Source organism: Sodalinema gerasimenkoae IPPAS B-353, assembly GCF_009846485.1.
Classification (GTDB): domain Bacteria; phylum Cyanobacteriota; class Cyanobacteriia; order Cyanobacteriales; family Geitlerinemataceae; genus Sodalinema; species Sodalinema gerasimenkoae.
Window position 1 is genome coordinate 2,402,626 of sequence record NZ_ML776472.1, and the last position, 24,815, is coordinate 2,427,440.

At 50.3% G+C, this 24,815-nt stretch carries 21 protein-coding genes and 3 tRNA genes; 9 read left to right on the forward strand and 15 right to left on the reverse strand.

Annotation, left to right across the window (positions count from 1 at the left end; translation table 11 throughout):
• The first annotated feature begins 68 nt into the window (after positions 1–68).
• Entirely contained in the window at positions 69–683 is a 615-nt protein-coding gene (locus tag L855_RS10550; protein WP_159787802.1) for a Crp/Fnr family transcriptional regulator, read from the forward strand.
• Here the strand turns inward: L855_RS10550 and L855_RS10555 are convergent.
• From L855_RS10555 to L855_RS10565, 3 genes are read right to left on the reverse strand one after another with little or no spacing between them, the layout of a single operon-like run.
• A complete protein-coding gene (locus L855_RS10555) occupies positions 651–1,586 on the reverse strand; it encodes a DNA polymerase III subunit delta' (protein WP_425500568.1) in 936 nt (311 codons plus the stop codon). The genes L855_RS10550 and L855_RS10555 overlap by 33 nt on opposite strands.
• 5 nt (positions 1,587–1,591) lie before the next feature.
• Positions 1,592–2,413: an SDR family oxidoreductase gene (locus L855_RS10560; RefSeq protein WP_159787804.1), complete on the reverse strand. Its 822-nt coding sequence runs from the start codon at positions 2,411–2,413 to the stop codon at positions 1,592–1,594.
• A gap of 24 nt (positions 2,414–2,437) precedes the next feature.
• Positions 2,438–2,872 (reverse strand): DUF1824 family protein, encoded by a 435-nt coding sequence (locus L855_RS10565; RefSeq protein ID WP_159791069.1) that lies wholly within the window; start codon positions 2,870–2,872, stop codon positions 2,438–2,440.
• Positions 2,873–3,073: 201 nt separating this feature from the next.
• Between L855_RS10565 and msrB the strand changes: the two genes are divergently transcribed.
• Positions 3,074–3,475, forward strand: a complete 402-nt coding sequence (msrB, locus tag L855_RS10570) for a peptide-methionine (R)-S-oxide reductase MsrB (RefSeq protein ID WP_159787807.1) — start codon at positions 3,074–3,076, stop codon at positions 3,473–3,475.
• 132 nt (positions 3,476–3,607) lie between these two features.
• Here the strand turns inward: msrB and L855_RS10575 are convergent.
• Together L855_RS10575 and L855_RS21155 are read right to left on the reverse strand one after the other, a co-directional pair.
• A tRNA-Gly gene (locus L855_RS10575) sits at positions 3,608–3,678 on the reverse strand.
• A 77-nt stretch (positions 3,679–3,755) separates the two neighbouring features.
• Entirely contained in the window at positions 3,756–4,907 is a 1,152-nt protein-coding gene (locus tag L855_RS21155) for an energy transducer TonB (RefSeq protein WP_192925025.1), read from the reverse strand.
• A 294-nt stretch (positions 4,908–5,201) separates the two neighbouring features.
• Between L855_RS21155 and der the strand changes: the two genes are divergently transcribed.
• On the forward strand, positions 5,202–6,566 hold the full coding sequence (der, locus tag L855_RS10585; protein ID WP_159787810.1) for a ribosome biogenesis GTPase Der: 1,365 nt from the start codon (positions 5,202–5,204) through the stop codon (positions 6,564–6,566).
• Between the two features lie 129 nt (positions 6,567–6,695).
• Positions 6,696–6,782, forward strand: a tRNA-Ser gene (locus tag L855_RS10590).
• Positions 6,783–6,840: 58 nt separating this feature from the next.
• On the opposite strand, the gene glmU is transcribed toward L855_RS10590, so the two are convergent.
• Entirely contained in the window at positions 6,841–8,217 is a 1,377-nt protein-coding gene (glmU, locus tag L855_RS10595; protein WP_159787813.1) for a bifunctional UDP-N-acetylglucosamine diphosphorylase/glucosamine-1-phosphate N-acetyltransferase GlmU, read from the reverse strand.
• Positions 8,218–8,637: 420 nt separating this feature from the next.
• Between glmU and L855_RS10600 the strand changes: the two genes are divergently transcribed.
• Both L855_RS10600 and L855_RS10605 read left to right on the forward strand, forming a co-directional pair.
• Positions 8,638–10,494 carry a DUF6798 domain-containing protein gene (locus L855_RS10600; protein ID WP_159787816.1) on the forward strand — a complete coding sequence of 619 codons (1,857 nt, stop codon included), beginning with the start codon at positions 8,638–8,640 and terminating at the stop codon, positions 10,492–10,494.
• A gap of 258 nt (positions 10,495–10,752) precedes the next feature.
• Positions 10,753–10,995 carry a hypothetical protein gene (locus tag L855_RS10605; RefSeq protein WP_159787819.1) on the forward strand — a complete coding sequence of 81 codons (243 nt, stop codon included), beginning with the start codon at positions 10,753–10,755 and terminating at the stop codon, positions 10,993–10,995.
• A 93-nt stretch (positions 10,996–11,088) separates the two neighbouring features.
• On the opposite strand, the gene L855_RS10610 is transcribed toward L855_RS10605, so the two are convergent.
• The 4 genes from L855_RS10610 to L855_RS10625 form a co-directional block, all read right to left on the reverse strand.
• Positions 11,089–11,460 (reverse strand): group I truncated hemoglobin, encoded by a 372-nt coding sequence (locus L855_RS10610; RefSeq protein WP_159787822.1) that lies wholly within the window; start codon positions 11,458–11,460, stop codon positions 11,089–11,091.
• 74 nt (positions 11,461–11,534) lie between these two features.
• Positions 11,535–12,947: a cbb3-type cytochrome c oxidase subunit I gene (locus L855_RS10615; RefSeq protein ID WP_159787825.1), complete on the reverse strand. Its 1,413-nt coding sequence runs from the start codon at positions 12,945–12,947 to the stop codon at positions 11,535–11,537.
• Positions 12,948–13,390: 443 nt separating this feature from the next.
• Positions 13,391–15,226 carry a two-component system response regulator gene (locus L855_RS10620; RefSeq protein WP_159787828.1) on the reverse strand — a complete coding sequence of 612 codons (1,836 nt, stop codon included), beginning with the start codon at positions 15,224–15,226 and terminating at the stop codon, positions 13,391–13,393.
• A gap of 30 nt (positions 15,227–15,256) precedes the next feature.
• Positions 15,257–18,598: an ATP-binding protein gene (locus L855_RS10625; RefSeq protein ID WP_159787831.1), complete on the reverse strand. Its 3,342-nt coding sequence runs from the start codon at positions 18,596–18,598 to the stop codon at positions 15,257–15,259.
• A 307-nt stretch (positions 18,599–18,905) separates the two neighbouring features.
• Here L855_RS10625 and L855_RS10630 point away from each other — a divergent pair.
• Positions 18,906–18,977 (forward strand) — tRNA-Thr (locus L855_RS10630).
• Between the two features lie 484 nt (positions 18,978–19,461).
• Here L855_RS10630 and L855_RS10635 read toward each other — a convergent pair.
• Positions 19,462–21,195 carry an Rqc2 family fibronectin-binding protein gene (locus L855_RS10635; protein WP_159787834.1) on the reverse strand — a complete coding sequence of 578 codons (1,734 nt, stop codon included), beginning with the start codon at positions 21,193–21,195 and terminating at the stop codon, positions 19,462–19,464.
• A gap of 197 nt (positions 21,196–21,392) precedes the next feature.
• Between L855_RS10635 and remA the strand changes: the two genes are divergently transcribed.
• Positions 21,393–21,659: an extracellular matrix/biofilm regulator RemA gene (gene remA / locus L855_RS10640; RefSeq protein WP_068789673.1), complete on the forward strand. Its 267-nt coding sequence runs from the start codon at positions 21,393–21,395 to the stop codon at positions 21,657–21,659.
• Between the two features lie 82 nt (positions 21,660–21,741).
• The gene (gmk, locus tag L855_RS10645) at positions 21,742–22,305 is read left to right on the forward strand and encodes a guanylate kinase (protein ID WP_159787837.1); all 564 of its coding nucleotides are present in this window, start codon (positions 21,742–21,744) and stop codon (positions 22,303–22,305) included.
• 23 nt (positions 22,306–22,328) lie between these two features.
• Here gmk and L855_RS10650 read toward each other — a convergent pair whose 3' ends face one another.
• The 4 genes from L855_RS10650 to ndhI all read right to left on the reverse strand — a co-directional run bounded on the left by L855_RS10650 (position 22,329) and on the right by ndhI (position 24,774).
• Entirely contained in the window at positions 22,329–22,601 is a 273-nt protein-coding gene (locus L855_RS10650) for a Mo-dependent nitrogenase C-terminal domain-containing protein (protein ID WP_246198806.1), read from the reverse strand.
• Between the two features lie 358 nt (positions 22,602–22,959).
• Positions 22,960–23,262 (reverse strand): NADH-quinone oxidoreductase subunit NuoK, encoded by a 303-nt coding sequence (gene nuoK, locus L855_RS10655; RefSeq protein WP_192925066.1) that lies wholly within the window; start codon positions 23,260–23,262, stop codon positions 22,960–22,962.
• Positions 23,263–23,410: 148 nt separating this feature from the next.
• A complete protein-coding gene (locus L855_RS10660) occupies positions 23,411–24,025 on the reverse strand; it encodes an NADH-quinone oxidoreductase subunit J (protein ID WP_159787843.1) in 615 nt (204 codons plus the stop codon).
• Between the two features lie 122 nt (positions 24,026–24,147).
• Positions 24,148–24,774, reverse strand: a complete 627-nt coding sequence (ndhI, locus tag L855_RS10665) for an NAD(P)H-quinone oxidoreductase subunit I (protein ID WP_192925067.1) — start codon at positions 24,772–24,774, stop codon at positions 24,148–24,150.
• Between the last annotated feature and the right edge of the window lie 41 nt (positions 24,775–24,815).

Consider the following 24,815-nt stretch of genomic DNA (forward strand, 5'->3'; position numbering starts at 1 on the left):
GAGAAGATAGATCTATTTATCTCCGATCTCCGAGTCCTAGCTGCCACAAACCCTACGGGGAGGAAATTATGAAATCGACCCTCACACGTCAGCGAGTCAGTCGGATTTACGATCGCGGGGATCTCTTACCGCAAGCCACCAGTGGGATTTGGCAAGTTTGTCAGGGTTGGGTGCAACTCAACACCTACATGGCGATGGGTGAAGAACGAGTCCTCGGTTGGGTGGGCCCGTCAATGTGGTTAGGAGAAGGATTAACAACCCGCCATAATCATCACATGAAAGCCCTATCGCGGGTTCTGATGACCTGGTATCCCCTCGATGAGATTCAACATAGCCCCAAACACGGCTATAGCTTGCTTCAGCAAAAAGCCAAACGACTCTATCAGTTAGAACATTTACTCAGTATCACGGCTCAAAAGCGAGCCAGCGATCGCCTCAACAACCTCCTACGACTGCTAACTCGGGAGATGGGCCAACCCACCGCCGAGGGAATCCGCCTCAAAGCAAGGCTGACGCATCAAGACTTAGCCAATGCGATCGGGGTCAATCGTGTAACCGTCACTCGCATTTTAGGGGAGTTTAAACGGCAAAATCGGCTGTTTTTGGATGCTTCTAAACATTGGTTGGTCATGCCAGAGGCTTCTCAAGTCTTAGACGTAGGGAAGGGAAGCAACTTGCATTAGGGTGACTTCCCAAACCAGACGGGGTTGGACAAAACGGCCCAGATGCCGTCGGGCCTCCTCCAACGCCCCGAGAACTGTTGGCGAGAGACTCCCACCACTCGAATGCCAATAGGTTTGTTGCAGATAGTCGAGTAACCAAAGTTGTTCAGGAGTATCCAGGGTTTTACTAATCTCCTTGGCTAACTCCAAGGCATCACGCAGGCTGCGGGGCAACTGATGGACTTTTGCTAGAAGTTCTGGGGGAATAGCGTTTTGTTGGTCCCAAGCGGCAATGGCGACTCCTGGACTCCCCTGGGCGATCGCCAAAATGGCCGGATGGTTGAGAATCTCCTCATGGCCCGTCATCTGGAGAACCTCAGCCATCTGTTGACTTGATAGGCGAGAAAAGGGAATCCGTTGACAGCGGGAGACGAGGGTGGGCAGAAGACTCTCCGATGACGGGGCGATGAGGATTAACGTGGCCCGTCCGGGTTCTTCTAAGGTTTTCAGAAGTCCGTTGGCGGCCGCTTCGGCCATCCGTTCGGCCTGTTCGATAATAATGACTTTACGGGAGGCCTCTAAAGGGGGGTTGGCGAGAAACTGACTTAACTCCCGGATTTGTTGCAGACGGATTTGTGGAGGGGATTTCCGTTTGAGTCCCTTCTCCCGGGCCTGGCTGATGGTATAGAGTTCTTTTTTGTCCAGATAGGTGGGTTCCACCAGCAAGAAATCTGGGTGATTGGTGAGATTGGGGTGAGAGTCTCCCAACAGTCGCCGGGCGAAATAGCGGGCCGCCAACCCCCGGCCAATTCCTTCGGCCCCGACAAATAGATAGGCCGGGGCGATGCGATCGCGGGCCAGGGCCGCATCGAGAAAGCGTAATCCTGCCTCCTGGCCAATGGGTTTCTCAAGTTGCACAGACACGCTGCTTAAATTGTCCGTTGCGGGTGAATGAACTGATAACCGGCATCCTTAATCTTCTGATTGGAGAGTTTGCCACTATAGCGAACAGTGGCCGGTTCTGAGCCATCCCAGGTGACGGGGGGCAACTGATAGGTTTGACAGACGGCCTCAACCACCGCCCGGGTAGGCTGATGGTCGTCATCCACCAGATTATAAATCCCCTCTAGACGCTTTTCCTGGGCAAAGGCCAGGGCCCCGACAATATCATCGAGATGAATCCAATTACTGGGACGATTGCCATCTCCGGGACGGGTTTGTCCGGCCCAATTGCGATAAATACGATGGATTTCTCGACCGGGGCCATAAATCCCCCCCAGACGCAGGATACAGACTCGCAAGTCGTCATTAGCAGCGTTCAATAGGGTCTGTTCTGTCTCGACTAAAATCTCGTAATTCTCCATCGTTGGCTGAGGTGGGGTAGTTTCATTCACCCAACCGCCGCCCCAATTGCCGTAGACGCTGCCACTGCCGGTGTAGATAATTTGTCGTAATTCCGGGGCTTCAGGAAGGACGGAGACGAGGGTTTGAGCGGTTTCGAGATAGACGCTTTTATAGGGGGCCCGTCCTTTACTGGCGACGCTCATCACCAGGGTGTCTTGTCCTTGTAAGAGTCGTTTCAAGTCGTCCGGGTTGTTCCCCTGGATGACTTCGACTCGGGAGGCGATCGCCTCTAGTTCTTTAACTCGTTCGGGACTGGTGGTGGTGGCGGTGACGTGATGGCCGGCGGCTTGCCAATGTTGGGCAGCGGCTACGCCGACATAACCACAGCCGAGAATTGCGATGTTCACGGGTCTATACTCTCTGAAAAACGCTTAGGGGTGCAGTTTTGAGGGAATCTCCTCGGGAATCTCTTCGGGGGAGATCTCATCAAATAAATCTAAGGGAAAATGGCCGTAGGTGTCCCGGATGCCATCGTCATAGACGGACTGACAGGAGATGATTACTCCTCGCTCGTTGCCTTCATAGGGGTTGAGATAATAGAGGTCGGTTTTGGGATTGTATTTGAGGTAAACGGGCCCGTCGAGGTCGAGACTATCGAGTTCGGGGGCCCGAGGATAGCCTAGGACATCGGTGTAACGGTTGAGGGCGGCGATCGCCTCTTGGGGACTCTCGGCACAGATGCCGAAGATTTGATAGTCACAATGGGGGCGGATGGCGTATAGGGCCTGACGGACTGCGGGGCGATCAGCGATCGCGTCTTCAATGAGTCCAACTCGCTTTAAGAGGGTTTGTTCGGTTTCTAGCATGGGGAAGGCAGTAGGCAGTAGGGGGGGAGAAGGCAAGAGGCAAAAGAAGGGAACAGGGAACAGGGAACAGGGAGTATCTACCCCTTACCCCTTCGGTGGAAGGGATGACCAGAGGTAAAGCCGGGGATGATCAGTTTGTAAATATGTGTTAAGCTCAGACTAATAGATTATCCTATCATGGCAGTTTACTAGGGTTTAGAAATGGTTAACAAAGTTCAAAAAACAGATGCTGAATGGCAGGCGCAGCTCACCCCAGAACAGTACAAGGTGACCCGCAAACATGGTACAGAACGAGCGTTTAGCGGAGAGTACCACAATAACAAGAAAACGGGGATTTACAAATGTATCTGTTGTGGAACGCCTTTATTTACCTCGGAAACTAAGTTTGACTCTGGGACGGGTTGGCCTAGCTTCTATGCGCCTATCAATGAAGAAAATGTCGCTGAAAAATCTGATTTCAGTTTCTTTATGAAACGCACTGAAGTCCTTTGTTCAAGCTGTGATGCTCATTTAGGCCATGTATTCAACGATGGCCCCCAACCGACGGGGTTACGCTATTGCATGAACTCCGCTGCTTTGGACTTTGAGGAAAAAGAGGCTTAAGTCCATTTGCAGTCCATTTGTGAATTGAGAATCCCTCAGTCGTCGTTCCTTAACTGTTACCACTCAGGGACGACGACTCATGATCCGATGCTCACAATCCCCGTTTGCTTGGGAGACGATGACTGTTTTAAAAGCGGGCAGTGGGAATCGAACCCACATCATTAGCTTGGAAGGCTAAGGTTTTACCACTAAACTATGCCCGCGTGGTTTTGAACCTTAACTAGAATAACACAGTCACCGGGAAAAGCAAGCCCTTTGGCAATCTTTTTTTGCGGAGGGGCTAGGGAGACTCGATCAGGAGGTCTACGGCGTGGTTAGAGACAACTGGCCCGAAGCCATCGTTACTGGCAGGGGAGAATTGCCAATTATTGATAATCCTCTGGGCAAACTGTTCATAGTTGGAACCCAATGGCTGATCTCCAGGCTGTTTGAAGACTAAGACCACTTCGGCCCGTCCGTCGGTATCAATGATTAGGCGAACGTCGAGTCGGGTTCCGGGTTCTAAGTCTGCTGGGGCCAGATCTCGGGCAAGGGTTTCGGTTGAGGCACGAATCAGTTCAGGGGGATTGTCGGGAATATCACGGTCGGCAACGGTGCGATCGCCCACTACTAGAATTTGCCAAGGGCCTGGAGTAGGTTCAGGTGTTGGAACTGGGGTGGGTTGAGGGGTTGGGGCTGGGGTTGGGGCTGGAGTAGGAACTGGTGTTGCTTCTGGAGTGGGTTGGGGAGTGGGTTCAGGTGTCGGAACCGGAGTAGGAACTGGTGTGGGTTCGGGTGTCGGAATTGGAGTAGGAACTGGTGTTGGCTGGGGCGTGGGTTCGGGTGTGGGTTCAGGTGTTGGAACCGGAGTTGGAACTGGTGTGGGTTCGGGCGTAGGAACCGGAGTAGGAACTGGTGTTGGCTGGGGCGTGGGTTCGGGTGTGGGTTCAGGTGTTGGAACCGGAGTTGGAACTGGTGTTGGCTGGGGCGTAGGAACCGGAGTTGGAACTGGTGTTGGTTCGGGTGTGGGTTCAGGTGTTGGCTGGGGCGTAGGTTCGGGTGTGGGTTCAGGTGTTGGCTGGGGCGTAGGAACCGGAGTAGGAACTGGTGTTGGCTGGGGCGTGGGAGATTGGGGAATTGTGGCAATCTCATCAGAACTTGCGGTGTCTGGAGAGGCAGACTCCTGATCCGGGTCTTGTGATAACTCGGAGGACTCCTCGTCTGTTGTCTCTGGCGTTGTCTCTAAGGTCACCCATTCAATAGGAACAATCGCCTCCTCAGTAGTTTGGGTTGGGGGAGAGGGCATCACCCGCCAACTGTTGAGAAGTCCCCAGAGTAGGAGATGGGTTCCCAGGGACAGTCCGCCCCATCGCCACCAGATGCGGAGAGAGTAGGTTAGAGAACGATGACGGTAATCAATGACTTGAGAGATATCGGGAGAGGGATCAGACACAGGGGATGGGCAATCGTAAACGGCAAAAGAGTGAACGGCACCAGGACGATACGGGCTTTTTTGTAAAGTTATGTTACAGAATTCGACCAACGCCGTAAAACTCGCGTTTTTTTTCCGATAGGTATAAGGGGAGAGAGTCTCTGGGTCGTGTATGTCATGTGGTGAAGCCTGGGTTCACCGCGTCATACCTCTCTCCCTTTTTCCTCGCCTCAAGACCGCATCGGGTGGCTGCTTCTTCTAAAGCTATAATTAGACTTCAATCCTATAACAAGCTAAATCGCTCAGTTTTACTATATGCCACGTCCTATAGTTGCTATTATTGGTCGCCCGAATGTGGGGAAGTCGACCATTGTTAACCGCCTGGCCGGTGGTAAAGAAGCCATTGTTCATGATCAACCGGGGATTACCCGCGATCGCACCTACAAACAAGCCTTTTGGTGCGATCGCGAGTTCCAAGTGGTAGACACAGGCGGTCTCGTCTTCGATGACGATAGCGAATTTCTGCCCGAAATCCGAGAACAGGCCCGCCTCGCCCTCGCAGAAGCCCAGGTAGCTATCTTTGTGGTGGATGGGCAAATGGGGCCCACCGCCGCTGATCGGGAAATTGCCGATTGGTTGCGTCAGCAGTCGGTTCCAGTGGTTCTCGCGGTCAATAAATGTGAATCCGTTGACCAAGGGTTAATCCAAGCGGCAGAATTTTGGGAGTTGGGCATCGGTGAACCGTTCCCCGTCTCCGGGATTCATGGTAGCGGCATTGGAGATGTCCTCGATGCGGTGATCGCCTATCTCCCGCAAACCCTGGAGGAAGACGAAATCGAGGAAGTCAAGGTGGCGATCGTGGGTCGGCCCAATGTGGGCAAATCTAGCCTTCTCAATGCCTTTGTGGGGCAGAATCGGGCTATTGTCAGCCCCATCTCAGGAACCACTCGCGACACCATTGATACTCTTGTGGAACGAGAGGGAGTCCGTTACCGCCTCATTGATACCGCTGGTATCCGCAAAAAGAAACATGTGGACTACGGGGCTGAGTTTTTCAGTATCAACCGGGCTTTCAAAGCGATTCGGCGATCGGATGTGGTCTTATTAGTCATTGATGCCGTCGATGGGGTGACGGAACAGGATCAGAAACTGATGGGCCGTATCGTGGAGGAAGGACGGGCCTGTGTGTTGGTCATCAACAAATGGGATGCGATCGACAAGGACTCCCACACCATCTATGACTATGACCAACATATTGATAGTCGTTTCTATTATGTCAGTTGGGCGCAACGGGTTTATGTCAGTGCCCACACGGGACAACGGCTGCAAAATATTCTGGATTTGGCCACCATTGCCAGTACGGAACATAAACGCCGGGTGACGACCTCTGTCATCAATGAGGTTTTGGAGGATGCGGTTTCCTGGAAATCTCCCCCCACCAACCGTCAAGGTCGCCAGGGGAAAATCTATTACGGCACTCAGGTTCGCAGCCAGCCACCCACGATTACCCTATTTGTCAACGATCCCAAACGGTTCAACGACAACTACCGTCGCTACATTGAACGTCAACTGCGGGAACAGCTAGGCTTCACGGGAACTCCCATGCGACTCATTTGGCGAGGGAAGAAGCCCCGCGACATGGAAACCCGAGGCACGTCCAACCGCGCCGTGCGAGTTTAAGGCTAGTTCAGCCAGACAAGGGCCAACAGCCGTTCGCCCCTACATCTCCCCCCTACTGCCTGCTGCCTACTGCCTATTGCCTTCTTTTGCCTTTTCCCCCCAAAACCTGCTACCATGGGGGTCGCTCCTGGAGAGGTGGCAGAGCGGTTGAATGCGGCAGACTCGAAATCTGTTATGGTGTCACAGCCATCGAGGGTTCGAATCCCTCCCTCTCCGTTTAAAAAAAACTTTGAGACCCCCCCGATTGAAACGCCTTCAATCAGGGGGGTTTGGTTTAGGCGTTTTGGGCTTTGGGGTTGGTTTTCGGGGTCATCCGCCAACCGCGACGCACCACCTGCCGCGATCGCGCGACGACGAGGCTGTCGTCTGGAACATCTTTGGTGACCACAGAACCAGCGGCGACAGTGACATCTTCTCCGAGGGTAACGGGGGCGACGAGGACGCTATTAGACCCAGTTTTGCTGCCCTTGCCGATGTGGGTGGGGTGTTTGTTGACACCGTCATAGTTGGCGGTGATGGTTCCCGCCCCGATGTTGACCTTCTCGCCGAGGGTAGCGTTGCCAAGATAAGCCAGGTGGGCCACATTAGTCTTGTCTCCCACCTGGGTTTGTTTGATTTCCACAAAGTTACCGATGCGACAGCCTTGGCCAATCTCCGCCTGGCCGCGTAGATGAGTGTAGGGGCCAATGCGGCTGTCGGCAGCCACAATACTATCGGAGACGACGGAATAGAGAACGGTTACATTCTCGCCAATATGACTGTTTTCGATCAGGCTTCCTGGCCCAATGCGGCTTCCGCTTTGGATGACACTGTTACCGCGAATGTGGGAGTTGGGTTCGATGATGGTATCGGGTTCGAGGACGATGGTGTCGTCAAGGGTGATGCTGTGGGGATCAACGAGAGTGACACCGCTGGCCATGGCTTCGTCTTTGAGACGGGTTTGTAGGATGTCGTAGGCGACGGCGAGTTGTTTGCGATCGTTGACGCCAAAAATCTCTTGGTAGTCGTCTACATCAACGACGGTAACAGGGTTGAGGTAGTTGACGGCGTCAGTGATGTAATATTCCCCCTGATCGTTGTTGGTTTTGAGGTTGGGGAGGATTTGGGCCAGTTTTTGCCAGTCGAAACAATAGATTCCGGCGTTGATGCGGGGGTTCTGTTTCTGGGCGGTGGTACAGTCGCGATCTTCGACAATCTGTTCAAAGACGTTGCGGCGATCGCAGAAGACGCGTCCGTACCCTTGGGGGGTGGGATGTTGGGCGGTGAGGACAGTGGCAGCGTTGCGGCGATCGCGGTGGGTTTGCAGAAGCTGTTGCAGGGTGCTCGTCCGCAGTAGGGGAACATCGCCGTTGAGAACGAGCAGTTCCCCTTCATATCCCTCTAGGTAGGGGAGAAGCTGTTGAACCGCATGGCCGGTTCCGAGTTGTTGGGATTGCTGGACAAATTCTAGGTTGGGATAGTGGCTGAGGGCGTCTTGGACGCGATCGCCCTGGTAGCCAATGATGGGGAAGATGCGATCGGGGGCGATGGGGTCTAAACTCCCTAAGACACGCTCGATCAGAGAACGTCCGCCCAGGGGATGCAAGACTTTCGGGAGTGAAGATTTCATGCGGGTTCCCCGTCCGGCCGCCAGAATTGCTACCGCTACCATAATCGTCTCTTGAATCGTTTATTGAGATAAGTCATGTCCGTTTGGAGTATATCGTGCTTTCTGTCTGCAATCTAGCCAGACGCATCTTGACATCTAAATTTTTCTCGCCTACAACGGACTAGAGCTTATCATCATCACGTCATTAGGAGGGTAATCAGGAGTTGAGGGAATCAGCCAGGTTGATAGAAACATCAAATCTTTGTCTGACGTCGGTCTAGGTTCATGTCTTTAGATCAGAGCGCGCCCAAGTTCTCTAGTCACTGATTCCTCCGTATCTCCTGAAACCCTAATATAAGATTTTTGTCTTGCGGTTCTTCTTGCTCATCGTTGACTCAGTTTAATTCAGGCTATTTTCTATCCAATCAGCTTGAATTATGACAACCGAGTCTGCTTGTTTTTAGTGATTAAAACCAAAACACCATGATCAAGTCAGAATCCGTTTTGTTTCAAGCTAAGTTTTTTGTCTATCTTGGATTTTTGATTACATCGTTCATCGCTTATGGTTATCAGTTGGCCTCTGATAATCTCCTGAATCATTTTCCTTATATTGACATTTTACTCGATCGAGATTTATATCCTCATGACTTTTATGTTCAGGAGTTTACTCGATTCTCACCTCGATACTATTACCAACTTTGTGTCGTAGGATTGATGAGCTTGGGGATTCCTTTATCCTGGATTTATTTGAGTGTCTATGCCTGCACTTATAGTGGATTTGTACTAGGTCTATTTACCCTGGCTCAAAAATTTCAAGCCTCTCTAGCAACTGCCGCACTCGTCACATTTCTCTGCCTGAATTCTCCTGTAGGAACAGTCGGTTTTGTCTCCCTCTTCAAGACTGAACCAGTCCCTGCAATTTGGGCAATTAGCCTTACTGTTTGGGGATTCGTGTTTTGTGTTTCTCGCCGCTGGATTTTAGGATATTTTTTCTTCGGTTTAGCCAGCTTATTTCAGATTTTGGTCGGAGTATTCCCAGGCATTCTTATCCTTCCATGGCTTCTTAAAGATGCTTACAGCCAGCGAAAGCTTCAAAAGCTGATTTTACCACTACTCATCCTAGGGATAGGTGCTGGAGCGGTCTATATCCCTATGAAACTGACTGGACTCACAGGCAGCGAAGCCTTGAGCCATCAAGAATTCATAAATATTTATGGAGTCATACGCCACCCACATCATATTATTTTTTCTCGGTTTCAACATCCACAATGGCTAAATTTTTGGGTGTTTTCAAGTTTAGCTATTCTCAATTGTATTACCTTAAAAACTGTCGCATTAAACGAAAAATATAAACTGTTATCACCGATTCTAGCTGGACTCTTGATATTACCCCTGGGATATATTTTTGTAGAGATTTATCCAATTACCTTCTTTGCAAAATTGCAACTTGCACGAGTCACCCCATTTATGCAGTTGTTTGGATTGTTGGGATTTGGATTGTTAGCACAAGAGTTGTTCCGAAAAAAAAGTGTTGGCTCGGTTATCCTGATGGCAACACTTTTAGTCCTACCGAACTTAGCCTTGGCTCCAATTTTGCTTATCCTGATTCTGACGAATCTCTGGCTTCCCAGGATTCCTAAAATTCAGAGCTGGATCGCCTTAGGGATCACCGCCAGTCTTTTAACTGTCCAGATTCAAGACAACCCCAGTCAATCGATTCGCGATCTAGGTTGGTTAGCGGTTCTCTGGGGATGCTTAATGATTCCGGCAGGGGTACAAAAACTTGAGTCTAATCTCCATAAATTTCAACGGATTTCTCGACTATTTCCAGGTTTGATGTATAGTATCGGATTAGTTCCATTATTGATTCTGATTTTCGGATTAGGGGGGTGGCTACCGCGTTCCTTACAAAATCCCTTCGATGGTCGCGTAGAGCGACAGTGGTTCCACAACTCAGATCTCTACCGTTTAGGACATCATATTCAGGATATAACCCCGAAGGATAGTTTGATTTTAGTGCCGGACTCAAGTCACGAGTTTCGAGCCTATTCTAAACGCTCCGTGGTCTTTACTATCAAAAGTCTGCCCTTTAGCGACGCGGGTATACAGGAGTGGTTTAGGCGATGGCAGAAGATGCGGGAGCAGGCCCCAACCTATCGGCAACATACCCTGGAACAACTGGTTACGTTGGCTCAGGAGTTCGAGGCTGACTATGTCCTAACTCAGGAAGATTGGCATCCTGATATCCCCTATCTTGTGATTGCAAGCGAAGGGGATTGGGTACTATTCCAGGTTCCTTCGTCTGATTCTGAAGCGTTACTTCAGTCAGAAGAGCTTTAAGTCGGGCATCAATTCCTAGGGTTTTATCCAGGAGTATGATTCAGTCTTAGAAGCAATATCCCCTAGAGAACAGGCTGACTATCGGGGAAAAATAAATGGGGATCAGAGCAGACGAAAGGATGAGAGAGGTTTAAGTACTATTACGGATTGCTGCCATTGCACCCCAAGAAGCCAGACCCAGAATGTTACATTTTATGTTTTTTTAAGGAAGTCCAAAATCCCAATTGCTAAGCTGAGAATAGCTTAGGAGGTTTGGATATGGTTAGATTAAACGAGCAGAAAAAGCAACTTCTAGAGCAGTTCACCTTGCAAGAGTTGGCTCTACTTATTTCCCAAGCGATCGCCCTAGAAAGCGATCGCCAAGGGGGCAACTTTACTTTGGACTGGCTCTCCCGTGAGTTCGGCCATCTAGCCTTCAAGTATGGGGACGTCTTAAATGCCCTGCCCTCCCAGGAAGCCCAGGATTCTCATCAAACCGAACCCTTAAGTTTGAGGGCCTAAGCCAACCCTGATCCATTCTGTTAGCGTGAGAGAGCAACCCGATCGCCGGCCGGCGATCGGGTTTTTTAGAGGGTTAAAAACTTCCCGGTTAGGTTATTGATTCAGAACATCTTTCTTATGCTGAACATTCCCTACTACAGCAGCCACTTCCGAGAGTAAGTCATCGGAAACTCCCATCTCCTTCAGGGTGATGAGCAGATCCTCAGCGACAGCATCAAAATGTTCTGCCTTTAGGCCTCGCTCTTCCACCAAGGCCTTGTGAGCCGATCGCATCGAGCGTCCCGTGTAGTTACCACCTCCCAAGGCGTAGGTGAGAAAGGCTTTCTGATGTTGCCGCTGGCGAGCCATATCGGTGTCATCAAAAAAATGTTTGATGCGATCGTCCTGCAACACACGTCCGTAGAACTTGTCTACAGCGGCATCGACTGCCGGTTCTCCGCCAAGCCGTTCAAATAAACTGGTCATGGTGTCTCCTTAAATTATTGAATGTGAGTGTGGGGCAGCCCAGTTGCGGCGTGCCCCGACGTAATGTCTGGTCCCTAAGATGGATCGGGAACTACGGATTCTCGGGGTTGTGGTTGAGTGGGTTCTTGGAAAATGGCAACGATCGCCGGCAAGACGCAGACCACCATCAACAAGGCCCCTAGAGCAAAGACAATATCGCCAGGAATCCGCAGCCAGACTGTCCAGTGCATCCAGGCCGAACCAATGACCTCGGCACTGCGAGCATACCAGGTTCCATGATTGACCGATTGCACCAGTTGGTAGAAGCCACTGGGAATTAGGCCGAACACCATCATTATCACTAAGCCGATGTTGATACTCCAGAAGGAGCGATTAAACCAGGTTTCATTCCAGGCGCGATCGGGGGTAATCTCCCGTAGGGCAAACAGCATCAAGGCTAAGGCGGTGGCAATCCAGAACACAGCCAGTTGTAAATGCCAGGTTCGGGAGGCGGCGTAAGGAAGGTAGTCCTGGAGGGGAACGCCATAGAAACCATCCCCTTCGACGGCATAGTGAGCCGTCACCATTCCCATGAGCATCTGGACCAGAAAGAGAGTCATGGCTACTCCAAAAAAAAGGGTCGTGACTTTTTGACTGGGGGTGGCGATGCGAATACTGGGCCGTTCAGCGACGGTTTGTACCTCTTCTGCATCTTCTTGAGTGAGATAGATAAATAGGAAGAGGGCGATCGCCGCAATCAAGACAATAATCGACACAATCGACCAAATTAGGAATTGCGGCGGGGCTTGGTTGCCGATCAAGTCGTCATGGGGAAAGTTGGCTGTATAGGAAAAGGGAGCATTGGGACGATTGGCGGCCGCGGCCCAAGCCGTCCAGGTGAAGAAGGCCGTAACATTGCGGATTTGGTCGTCGTCAGTGAACCAACCACTGGGAATCGAATGAGTTACAGATCCCCGGGATAACAGATCGTGATAGTCCTCAAAAACCTTTGTCAGTCCCCGAGTTTGGGCAGCGGTGAGGGTTAGGGCCTGGCTTTCACTGTCATAGCGATTGGTTTTGAAGTCCTGTTGCACCTCAACTTGGAGTTGAGCTTGTTCAATCCGTGACAGAGATTCCCAGTCTGCTTGAGTGAAGTCGGGATTATCTTGATAGAGAATGCCGGCGGTGGCCAGTCCCCAACGGTGGAGGACATCAGCAGTCCAGTCGGGGGCGAGATAACTTCCATGGCCCCAAATACTACCAATATGCTGTCCGCCTCGGGCGAGATAGGTTTCTTGTCCGAGTTGGATATTCTCCTGAGTGAGAACGCTCTCCTGTTGAGGCGAGACAATTGTTGCGGGAATGGGGGGAGCATTTTTGTAGATGGCGGCCCCGGCCCCAATGAGTACCGTGAAAGTGACCACGCATACCAGCACTAACCAGGCAGGTAGACTGAATCGCGTAATCGGCGATCGCGCCACCTTGAGGTCAAGGGTTGGATTTGTCATGATTTAAAGTCTTTTAGGGACATCGCAAAGGACAAATAGGTTGTCCACAGCCCCAGTGTAGTCATCAAATCTTGACAATGTCCTTGACTTAGATCAAAACAGGCTGCTCAGGGGCTTAATTTTTGTAACGCTATCCCAGCTGCAATGGTATAGCAATCGAAGATTGACTTAGGACTTGCTCGTTGGGAAAGACTTCCCCACCTATTGCTAGCCTGCCAATCGAAGATTGACTTAGGACTTGCTCGTTGGGAAAGACTTCCCCACCTATTGCTAGCCTGCCTATTGCCTGTTGCCTTCTCTTCCCTACTGCCTACTGCCTACTGCCTTCTTCTCCCCCATTTTTTGTCCTATTCAGACCACTACTGCCTACTGCCTACTGCCTTCTTCTCCCCCATTTTTTGTCCTATTCAGACCAATTTTTGCTATATGAAGGGGATTGACGGCTAACCCGACTGCTGACAGTAGGTGAGAAAGTTTAACGCTGCCTCCGCTGGTAAAGGCCGTGAAAAGTAATAGCCTTGACCATAGGTACAGTCCAAATCCTCTAATACTGAGAGTTGTTCTAGGGTCTCAATTCCTTCCGCAATTACGGATAATTGCAAATTTTCGGCGAGTTGAACAATGGTATGGGCAATTTTAATATTGCTAGGCGAGGACCCTTGAGGAGAAATCCCTTCAATAAAGGAGCGGTCTATTTTAAGACTATCAACGGAGAATTGATGTAAATAGCTTAAAGAGGAATACCCTGTCCCAAAGTCGTCAATACTAAATTTTATATTTCGATTTTTGAGTTGATTCAAAATAGAGTTAACACGAATGGGATTTCTGATAATGCTTTCTTCCGTAATTTCCAGCTCTAAACAATGCCCTGAAACTCCTGTTTCAATCAAAATATCAGAGATTTGCTCGATAATATCTCCCTGTAAAAAATTATGGACAGACAGATTAGTGGACATAAAAATAGAATCTGATAAATTGGCATTGTCTTGCCAACTTTTTAGTTGTAAGCAGGCTTCCCGCAAGACCCAGATGTCAATCCGACTCATGAGATCACTATCTTGGGCGATCGGTAAAAACTCTCCGGGAAGTAATAAACCGCGATTGGGATGCTCCCAGCGGATGAGGGCTTCTAACCCGGCAACCTGCCTGGTTTTAAGACAGATAATAGGCTGGTAATACAAGACAAATTCTCCCCGCTCGATCGCCCGCCGTAAATCCGTTTCCATTTGCAAACGAACGATCGCCTGGGTGTACATCCTGGGGTCAAAGATTCGCTGACTAGCTTTCCCCTTGGCTTTCGCCTCATACATGGCCGAGTCAGCATCGCGTAATAAATGTTCTGGCTGCTCATAGTTGGGGTGACTCAGGACAATACCGACACTGACATTGGTAAAGTTTTCCTGAGATCCCAGTTGAAAGGGATAACTCAGCTCCTGTTGGATTGTATCCGCGAGAGTTAGGGCGCGATCGCCCCTGGGAGTATCCTCTTCAATCAAAATCGCAAACTCATCGCCCCCCAGTCTTGCCAACATCACCCCAGGGGGCAAACAGGTTTGGATTCGCCGAGCCACAGCAATCAGGAGGCGATCGCCCACCAGATGCCCTAAGGAATCATTCACCACCTTAAAGTGATCACAGTCTAGCAACATTAAGGAGAAGTAATGATCTTGATTCTGTTGGCTCTGCTCTAAAATTCGCCCCAGTTGCTTCATAAACAACACTCGATTGGGCAGCTCTGTTAACGAATCATGAAGGGCGAGATGTAGCAATCTTTCTTGAGCTTCTTGACGGGCAGAGATTTCTTTTTCCAGTTGATGGGTCCGTTGTCTAACACGATTTTCCAACTCAGTGTTGAGTTTTAAAATCTCTGTCTTGGCGTTCTCTAAACTCAGATGAGTTTCGATGCGAGCTAAGACTTCCTCAACGTGAAAAGGCTTGGTAATATAATCAACTCCTCCCACATTAAAAGCTCTTACCTTGTCAAGCATATCATCCAAGGCACTAATAAAAATAATAGGAATATGTTTAGTTTTATCGTGCTTTTTAAGCTGGGTACAAACCTCATAGCCATCCATCTCTGGCATTTTAACATCCAGAAGAATCAAGTTAACGGGAGCGGCATTTGCAACCCGCAACGCCATTTTTCCATCCGTCACACTGCGAACTTTATATCGCTGCTCGGAGAGAGTCTTAGAAAGAAATTTTAAGTTCTCAGGAGTATCGTCAACAATTAGGATATCTCCTCGATAACTATCGGCGTTTGTATTGTCCTGAGGCATAGATGTGCTGTCCTGGTGGTTCTAGAATGATTAGTCTAAAGAAGGAAACGAAAGTCTATCTAATAATGTACCATATTGAAATTCATCAACAAGTTGACGAATGGTTTGGCGCAAGGGAGCCTGGTCATCCGGGAGAGTTTCTAGGAGTTTCAAAATTAAGTCCTCATCGGCAAGTTCCACAGCATCTTTGAGACTTTGTCGCCAGGCTTGCCCAAGTTGGCCTAGACAGTTCACCATCTCAGACTCGCAAAGGAGGCGGGAATCCGACCCTGGCTTAGGGTCGATGGAGGAGTCCTCATAACAGTAGTGAACACCGAGGTAGTGAGCAATTTTCTCAAAAATGGTCGATTCTCGGAAGGGTTTACGAACAAAGTCATCGCAGCCAGCAGAGAGGACGACGGATTTCTCATTTTCTAAAGCACTAGCGGTTAACGCAATAATGACCGTTGCCTGTCCTTTCAAATGGGCTTTAATCCATTCTGTAGCTTCATAACCACTCATTTGTGGCATCCGCATATCCATCCAAATCAGATGAGGATGCCAAGCTTGCCATTGGTCAATGGCTTCTTGACCATTTTCCGCCTCACGTACCTGAAACCCCACGGACTTAAGGAGTTCGACCAAGAACTGACGACTTTCCCAGCGATCTTCCACCACTAAAATGCGATAGTCGGGTTGATTCTCGGCGAGGCTGATCACCCGTCGTTGCAAAGTTGGGGACTGTACCCCTGTCACCTGGGACGGATGTACATCGACAATAGGCAGGGAGAAATAAAAACGACTGCCGCAACCTAGGTCACTCTCGACCTCTAATTGTCCCCCCATCATCTGAACAAATTTTTGACTGATGGCGAGGCCCAGACCGGTGCCAGTCTGATGATGGCTGCTCAAGTCAGTTTGCACAAAGGCCTCAAAAATGGTTTCTAAATCCTCTGGAGCAATGCCGGGGCCGGTATCTTCGACTTCAATACATAGATGAGAGGCTGGAGGTCTCGTCTCCAGGGCCTCGATGTCTGGGTTAATTCGGCACAGACGCAGGTTAACCTGTCCCTGGTCGGTGAATTTAATGGCGTTACTGAGTAGGTTCATCAAGACTTGTCGCAGTTTCCCTTCGTCGGCTTCAATGAATTGGGGCAGGTTGGGGGAGCGATGTACCTGGAGTTGGATCAGCTTTTGGGATGCCCGGAGGTGAAACATCCCTTCTAGGCTCTCAAGCAGATGATATAAATCAAACTGGGTGGGATTGAGTTGGATATGGCCGGCTTCAATTTTTGACATATCCAAAATTTCGTTGATCAGTTGCAGGAGATGCTCACCACTGTTTTGGATCACGCCGAGATGGTGGCGTTGTTCGTCATTGAGAGAACCTTGGCGGGTCATGAGTTGGCTGAAGCCTAAGATGGCATTGAGGGGGGTTCGCAGTTCATGACTCATGTTGGCGAGAAATTGGCTTTTGGCCTGATTCGCGTCTTCCGCACCCCGCCGGGCCGCTTCGAGTTCCACCTGGCGTTGTTTGGCTTGAGCAAGGAGATTCGCTTGGGCGATCGCAATCCCGAGCCGACTGGCGACTGACTCTAATAGGTTGATATCGTCTTTTGTCCAATGACGGGGGCGATCGCATTGGTGCAAACTGAGAATGCCATTGGCTTTTTCCTGATACGAAGTCCGAATACTCAGGATTGATTTGAGCTGAGTATCGACAGGAACTAGAGCTTGCAGCAGGTCATCCTCCGGCAAGTTGTCTGTTGCTAGGGCAGAATCACTCTCCAACAGTTTTTGAACATAGGGATTTTCCCGAACCCATAGGATATGGGTATCACAATAGGCATAGTCACAGTCTCGGTATTCTGCATTTTTAGGGAAGTTTGGAGTTGGTTCTTCTTGATAGATTTGCAGATGACAGCGACTCACCTGAAAGACCTTGGTGATTTCTTCAACCGCTACCTTAAACATTTCCTGAATATCCAAGCTTTGGCGAATTTGATAGGTAATTTGATTTAGGAGCGTTTCTTGCTTGAGTTTCTTGGATAGCCTATCCTCTGCTCGTTTGCGATCCCTCACATCTGTGCCAATTGAGAGCAGTTCAGACTGGTCTCCAACTTGGGTAAGCTGATTCACCCAGCTAATATAAAATCGCTCGCCTGCCCGGTTAATATTCTCATTTTCGTTCGATAAGAAATTATTGGGATGTCGACATATTTCTTTGACTAATTCTTGTAAATTCTGTCCCGATGAATCTTGCCTTGGGACAATAGTCCCTAAGACGGGCTGACCGATAAGTTCGGCAACGTTAAATCCGAAAAAATCTGCGCCAAATTGATTGATAAATTTAATTTCACCCTGTAAATCCCAGCGTAAAATAATACAATTTGCGGTTTCAACGAGGGTTCGATACTGTCGTTCACTGGCTTTTAAGGCTTTCTCTGCCTGGACGCGCTCCAACTCAGTTCCCGCACGGGCGGCAAAAATTCTTAGGATTTTCTCATAGTTTTTATCAATCGGAATGGCTTTAGTATCAATAACAGCCAAATGCCCTAAAATCTCATGGGTGGAACTATAGAGAGGGATTCCCACATAACTCACAGCGCCAATATCTTGGAGGTCGCGATCATGGGGGAATAACTCAGCGACACGGTCTGCGTAATAGCAAATATTCCCCCGTAAAACTTCTGCACAGGGGGTATTCTGAATATCATATTCAAACCGATGATGCCACGTTTCTCCCGTCCAATAGGCTAAAGAACGCAGGCGAGTTTGTTGAGACGTGGCAAACTCACTCACGATCGCATAACGGACCTGCAACGCTTCGGCTAAATAGCGCACACAGGCATCAAAAAACGCTTGACCTGTTTCTGAGGTGGTTCCCTCCACAATTAGTTGTAGCGCATCGGAATAATACTTGCGATCGCTAATATCCCGAGCCACCCAAATGACGCGAGTGGGACTTAACGGAGAAATCTGGGCTGAAAACCAAACATCTCGACCCGAAATTGTCAAGACATAGTCAAAATCACGCCGTTGCCTATCCGCCAAAACTTGTTTAATTTGAGCGAGCCAATGTTCCCCAGTTTCCGGCTGAAAAAACTGAGTGATCATCCGATCCACCCAGCCACTGCGGCTATCTTGAGCATTATATAAGGCACTTAGATGGGTTGGGGCGACATCAATTTCTTGGATTTCTCCCTCGTTTATCTCAATTTCTAAGACCACATCCATAATTGCCCCTAAAATGCCCCGCAATTGGCGTTCTGAAGAGGCGAGTTGTTGCGTCAGTAACTCACGTTGATTCTGTTCAACCTCCAGTTGTAACTGAAGCTCCTCCAATTGCGCCCGTTGTTGCTGGATAATCTCTTGAGAAGAAGCCTGTGACATCTGGGATTCATGACTTAACCTATCCATTACCATAGCAAAAAGCCCAAAAACCGGTGCTTTCCCCCCCAAGAGAGCTAAGCATCCTCCCGACCCCGACCAAGTAAGGGGTACAGTGCGGGGTTACTCCTTCAACGAGCCAACTGACGAGGTGATCTTCTCAGGTGACGCGGGGACCTCCTTCTCGGGTGGAACGCTTGCCTTCTGGCGGGTTCAGGTTACTAAGGGCCATGGACAGGCGATAGATTCCGGAATCGTCCCCTAGTTTTTTTGTGCTGTTTTGACCGAAGCTGGGTATAATAAGTTTTGTGCTGGTGTAGCTCAGTGGTAGAGCAGCTGATTTGTAATCAGCCGGTCGCAAGTTCAAATCTTGTCACCAGCTTTGATTTCTCTATTTCTACGGTGCAGTGCAGCGGCGGCAGATAAACTCGAATGCCCTTCGTTCACAATTTTGCTCTTCGTAGTATTACCTACGAATAATCGTTTGTTTGTTGGATCCTGAAGTCATAAAGGTAGCCTCCCAGAAGCTGTCTTCATGGTATCGCACCGAGCAACAAGGTCGGTGGATGACACTATCCCTTCACTATCCCTTGCTCATGGGCAAACTATACCCCAGCTTGCGCAACCCATTACGGAACCGAGTCTCGTCATCTAACAACACCACCAGATGCCGCTCCCCCGCCATCTGACAGTATTTCTTCGTACGGGAATCATGGGCAATCTGTGCTGCCAGGGTGGCATCGGCACATTCAGAATCGGCGATTCAGTCGTCGTTAAAGCCCAGGTCATCAACCCTAACTTTGGCATTGAGTTCGGCGGCTCCTTGACCCCCACCTGCCGTTCGGTGACGTGGGTTTCGGGCGTCGCTATTTTGGTTCAAGTTGTCGTTCGACCTCTCCGGGATTACCCCAGAGGACGGTTTCATGCTTATAGATAGCCATGCCGGGTTTGGCCCCTTTGGGTTTATAGACATATTTGGGTTCGGCATAGACCACAGGGGCCGCATCACTATCTCTGGCACGGCTATAGTAGGCGGCAATGTCGGCCGCAAACTGGAGGTCTTTCGGGTCAGGCTGGGTTCCGGGGGGAAGTCGCAGCAGTACATGGCTCCCCGGGATTTCTTGGGTGTGGAACCAAAGGTCGTATTCAGTGGCGATGCGGAAGGAGAGTTGATCGTTCTGACGGTTGTTGCGGCCGACGAGGATCTCTAAACCGCTGGGGGTCTGAAAGTGATGGAAGGGGTCAGGGGCGTTCTCTCTCTGAGGGCGATGTTGGGGGGAGCTGAGATAGTCTTGCTCGACGAGTTCGTCACGGATGTCTTCGAGGGCGGTGAGATCGGCGGCCTGCTGATAGGAATCAAGTTGGTCGAGGGCCGCCTCGACTTGTTGTAAGTAGCTTATTTCTGCCTCTGTGGCTTGTAAAAGGGGCTGAACGGCTTGTTTGGCTCGTCGGAGTTTTTGATGCCGTTTGTAGAGCGCCTGGGCGTTGGTAACGGCATTCTTTTCGGGGTCGAGAGGGATGGTGATGGGGTCGCCGGTTTCAAAATCTGCTAGGACGATTTCGCTCATGCCCGGAGTCCAGTCTTGCAGATGGGCCATGAGTAGATCGGCCTGGTGTCGGTGTTGGTCGGCGTCGGCGGATTGGTCGAGTTTGTCGCGGAAGGTTTGCCGCTTGAGATTGAGTTTTTTGAGGGTTTGGCTGAGTTTTTGGCTCAGTTGATGGCGCAGTTGTTGGAAGAGTTGTTGGTTGAGGCGATCGCTGTAGTAGCGGTCAATGAGGGTCTGAATGCTGTCGGCGGGGGTTTGGGCATCTCCGCCGAGGACGGTGTAGCCGCTGTCGGTCCAGCCGGGTTGAAAGGTCTGGGTTTCTAGGGCGGTGAGCCACTGTTGCCAACTGTCAAAGAGGCGCTGCCAATCGGCGTCTGAGAGTTGGTCGGTGGAGATTTCGGGGTTGAGTTGGGCCTGGGCGCAGAGCGATCGCACTAGGGCGGAACTTAGGCCGCGATAGGGTTTGAGGAGATTGCGCCGGAGAGAGTCGGGAATCAAGCTGATGCGCTCTTGCCAACGCTCGAAGGATTCATCCAATCGGGGGGTGGCCCCGCTCATGGCTGGGGGTGGTTCGTAGGGTTGTCCGGTAAGAATTGGCCGCACGCGAGACTGTTGGGCGCTGACTTGATGGGCGGCGGTGATAATCAGGTTCTCGGCGTTGGTGAGAATCACGTTGCTGTATTTGCCCATGATTTCCACGTAGAGATGACTCTGAAGGGGATCTCCGGGGCGACGGGCAAATTTAAAGTCGAGGACTCGTTCCCAGGGAGAGAGGGGGGCCACCTCAACTAAGGCCAGTCCTTTGAGTTGATGGCGCAGTTGGTCGCTGAAGGTGAAGGTGTCGGGAACTTTGGGGGGGGGACTGCTCAGACAGAGATGGGCAGCTTGGGGATGCCAACATAGACGGAGCCAGCCACGGCGGTCGAGGGTGCGTAGGGCTAGGGCCAGTTGGGTGCGATCGCTTTGAATGACTTGTTCAAGACGAGCGGGCAGCCAAAATGTCCGGAAATCGGCATAAATGGCGCAAAGGGTGGTGAAATCGACGGGTTGCACAGGACGGGTGAAGGGCTGAAATCGTTATGGGAACTTGAATTGAGCTAATGGCGATCGCGATGATGACGGGGAGCGAAAGGGGGATGGGATTTTCTAGGAATTTGCGCCACCTGAGCCAAAATTTTGGATTCTATCTACCATGAGAGTTAGATACTGTCGTTACTACCCCCCTCACACGAGATAGCCAAGGATTAATCATGGATATTCAACTTATTAACATCGGCTTTGGCAATATCGTTTCGGCGAATCGCGTTGTTGCCATCGTTAGCCCTGAGTCGGCTCCCATTAAGCGTATCATTATCGATGCCAGAGAGCGGGGTCAGTTGGTGGATGCGACCTATGGTCGTCGCACGCGCGCAGTGATTGTCACCGATTCGAGTCATGTGATTCTCTCGGCGATCCAACCCGAAACCGTTGCCAACCGCTTTGTTTTCAATAAAGATGGTAAGGAGGCTCATACGTAATGGCCCGGTGCAGCGTGGTCTTGAGCACGCGCCCGAATAATTTAGGATCGATCATTCCCTAAGGAATGGCCGCAACGAGATCATGACTGCTGGAAAATTAATTGTCTTGACAGGTCCGAGTGGGGTTGGTAAAGGGACGTTACTGCGATCGCTACGCCAACGCCACCCGGAGCTTTGTCTGTCGATTTCGGCGACGACTCGTCAACCCCGTCAAGGTGAAGTGGATGGGGTGGATTATCATTTTTTGACTCGGCAGGAGTTTCAGGACAAGATTGCCCAGGATGCCTTTATTGAATGGGCCGAGTTTGCGGGCAATTACTATGGAACCCCGCGCCAATCCTTGGAAACACAGATGGCGCAGGGTCATTGGGTGATTTTAGAGATTGAAGTGGAAGGGGCCCGCCAGGTGCGCCGCAGCTTCCCGGATGCGTTGTTGGTGTTTGTTCATCCTCCTTCGTTTGCGGAGTTAGAACGGCGGCTTCGGGGGCGCGATCGCGACTCAGACGAGGCGATTCGGCGGCGACTCGAACGGGCCAAGGAGGAACTTCAAGCGGCTGACGAGTTTGATGTACAGGTCACCAATGGGGTGATTGAAGAGGCGCTTCAGGCGCTTGAAGTGGCAGTGTTTGCTAGACGGAAAACTTGAAGAAAACTGGTTTAGGGACGGCTTTAGGAGAAGGCGCTGATGTCGCTTCCGCAGGTGTCGACGAGGTAGCAGAGGGCGCGAAAGCGTAACTCAACGAAGCGATCGTAGAGGGGGTTGAGTTTGCACATGGGAGGAATATGGAACAAGTGATGGCCCCATAGGCTGATATCGCGCTCAAAGGGGCATTGTGCAGGAATTAGACGCACAATCGCCGTGGCGAGTTGGGGACTGTTAATCTCTAGGGATGCCAGCCAGCCGTCGATGGGAGCTAGGAACAGATTCACAATACGAAGCATGGCGTTTCTTACCAAAGTGTCAAAGGGCGACATGGGTATAGGAGGCGATCACCCTTGGGCAAATTGTCCTCCTATGTCCACCCTACGAGATTAGAACATACATTCCGTAAAGAAACCATATTGAATTGGGAAATTTCTGTGAAGCTTATGTAAAGCGAGGAGAAAATCTCCCTTTTTTGTATCTTTAACTACCAATTATCGAAAACTTTGGGATATCAGGTAAGAGTTCAGTGGCGATATGAACCCGAGTACCCAGCAAAAGACTCCTGTCTCAACCCCGTCTAACGTCACAACTCGACAATTAAACTAGGATCATCAACAGGAGTCATCTCAGGGGAGACCCCGTATTCTGTCCGAGTTACCACTTCAATAAGTTGAACTGTTCCATGTCAATGGTGTCACGGTTACGGTAAATCGCAAGCACAATCGCTAACCCGACTGCCGCTTCCGCCGCTGCGATCGTAATCACAAACACCGAAAATACTTGTCCTTTGGCATCCGCATCCAGATAGTTGGAGAATGCCATCAGATTTAGATTCACGGCATTTAATAACAGCTCAATGGACATCAACACCCGCACCGCATTACGGCTATTAATGAGTCCATAAATGCCAATGCAGAAGAGAGCAGCGGCCAAGAGTAAGAAATATTCCAGTTGCAGTTCCATAAGGCTTATCGAGAGGTTGAATCAGGTTCTAGGCTTACCCCATCCGGGGAACACCCAGGGCGAACAATGGGGTTTATATCGGGAACATGTCATTTGAAACAGGCTAAATGACCTGTAAATTCCTTGAGTTAACTGTCAGGACTTAACTGTCAGAATCATCAGGAGCCTCTCCGATCGCCCCAACCGGTTCGCGGGGACGTTCAGGGAGCGTAAACACAAACTCTTGCTCGGCATCCAAATCCGGGATAAATTCCCGGCGAGCCAAAATAATTGCCCCCACCATCGCCATCAGCAGCAGCACCGAGACCAACTCAAAGGGCAACAAGAAATCACTAAAGAAATGTTGTCCGAGACGCAGTGCCGTACTCGAAACCGGTTCAATCGTCTCCAACACAGCCCAGGAGGTCGATTGAATCATCGTCCCCAACAGAGCAAACAAGCCCACACAGACTAAAGCCGTTGCCCCTTTGCGGAACCAGGCATTTTTCATCGGCTTAAAGACCTCGGTTTTATTCACCAACATAATGGCGAAAATAATCAGCACGTTGACAGCACCGACATAGACGAGGATTTGGGCAGCGGCGACAAAATCAGCATTCAGCAGCAGATATAACCCCGCCATACTGATAAACACGCCCCCGAGAAGAAACGCAGAATAGACAATATTTTCCAGTAAGACCACGCCCAAAGAAGCAGCGATGGTCGTCGCGACTAAGATTCCAAATGAGACGAGTTGAACGCCTTCAGCTAAATTCACAGCTTTTTCCTTGATTTCCTTACAGGCTTTGCAAACACTATCCCTCGGAGTATCCTAACGGGCGAGGTTAGGCCCGCCCAATCGGTACTCTAAGACTCGATGAGATCTGTTCCCCTCGGGAATCAGTTGTTCTCAGAGTCGGCGCTGGCTTTTTGCCGCTTCGCCTTCTCTTGTTCGAGTTCTTCGAGGATATCCTCAGGGTGACGACCCGCACGTTGAGATCCTTTGGGCAGATCGTGGGGTTCGGTGACACCCTTGGGTAAGTATGCCAGTTCTCGTATCGGTTGTACCATCGGATCGAGGGTGACTTTTTCGGGAAGTCGTCCTAGGGCCACGCTATCGTAGTTGAGTTCATGGCGATCGTAGGCACTGAGTTCGTACTCTTCGGTCATAGACAAACAGTTGGTGGGGCAGTACTCCACGCAGTTGCCACAAAAGATACAAACCCCGAAATCAATGCTGTAGTGGTTGAGTTTCTTTTTCTTCTGTTCTTTGTTAAATTCCCAATCCACCACGGGGAGGTTGATGGGGCAAACCCGCACACAGACTTCGCAGGAGATGCACTTATCAAATTCAAAGTGAATCCGGCCCCGATAGCGTTCTGAGGGAATCAGTTTTTCATAGGGATATTGCACGGTCACCGGCCGACGACCCATATGGTCGAAGGTAACGGCTAATCCCTGGCCGATAAATTTGGCCGCTTGAAAGGAGTCTTTGGCGTAGTCGCCGACTTGTTTGAGAAACTTCAGCATGGTGTTCTCCCGTATAGTCGTAATAAGTCCCACGGAGG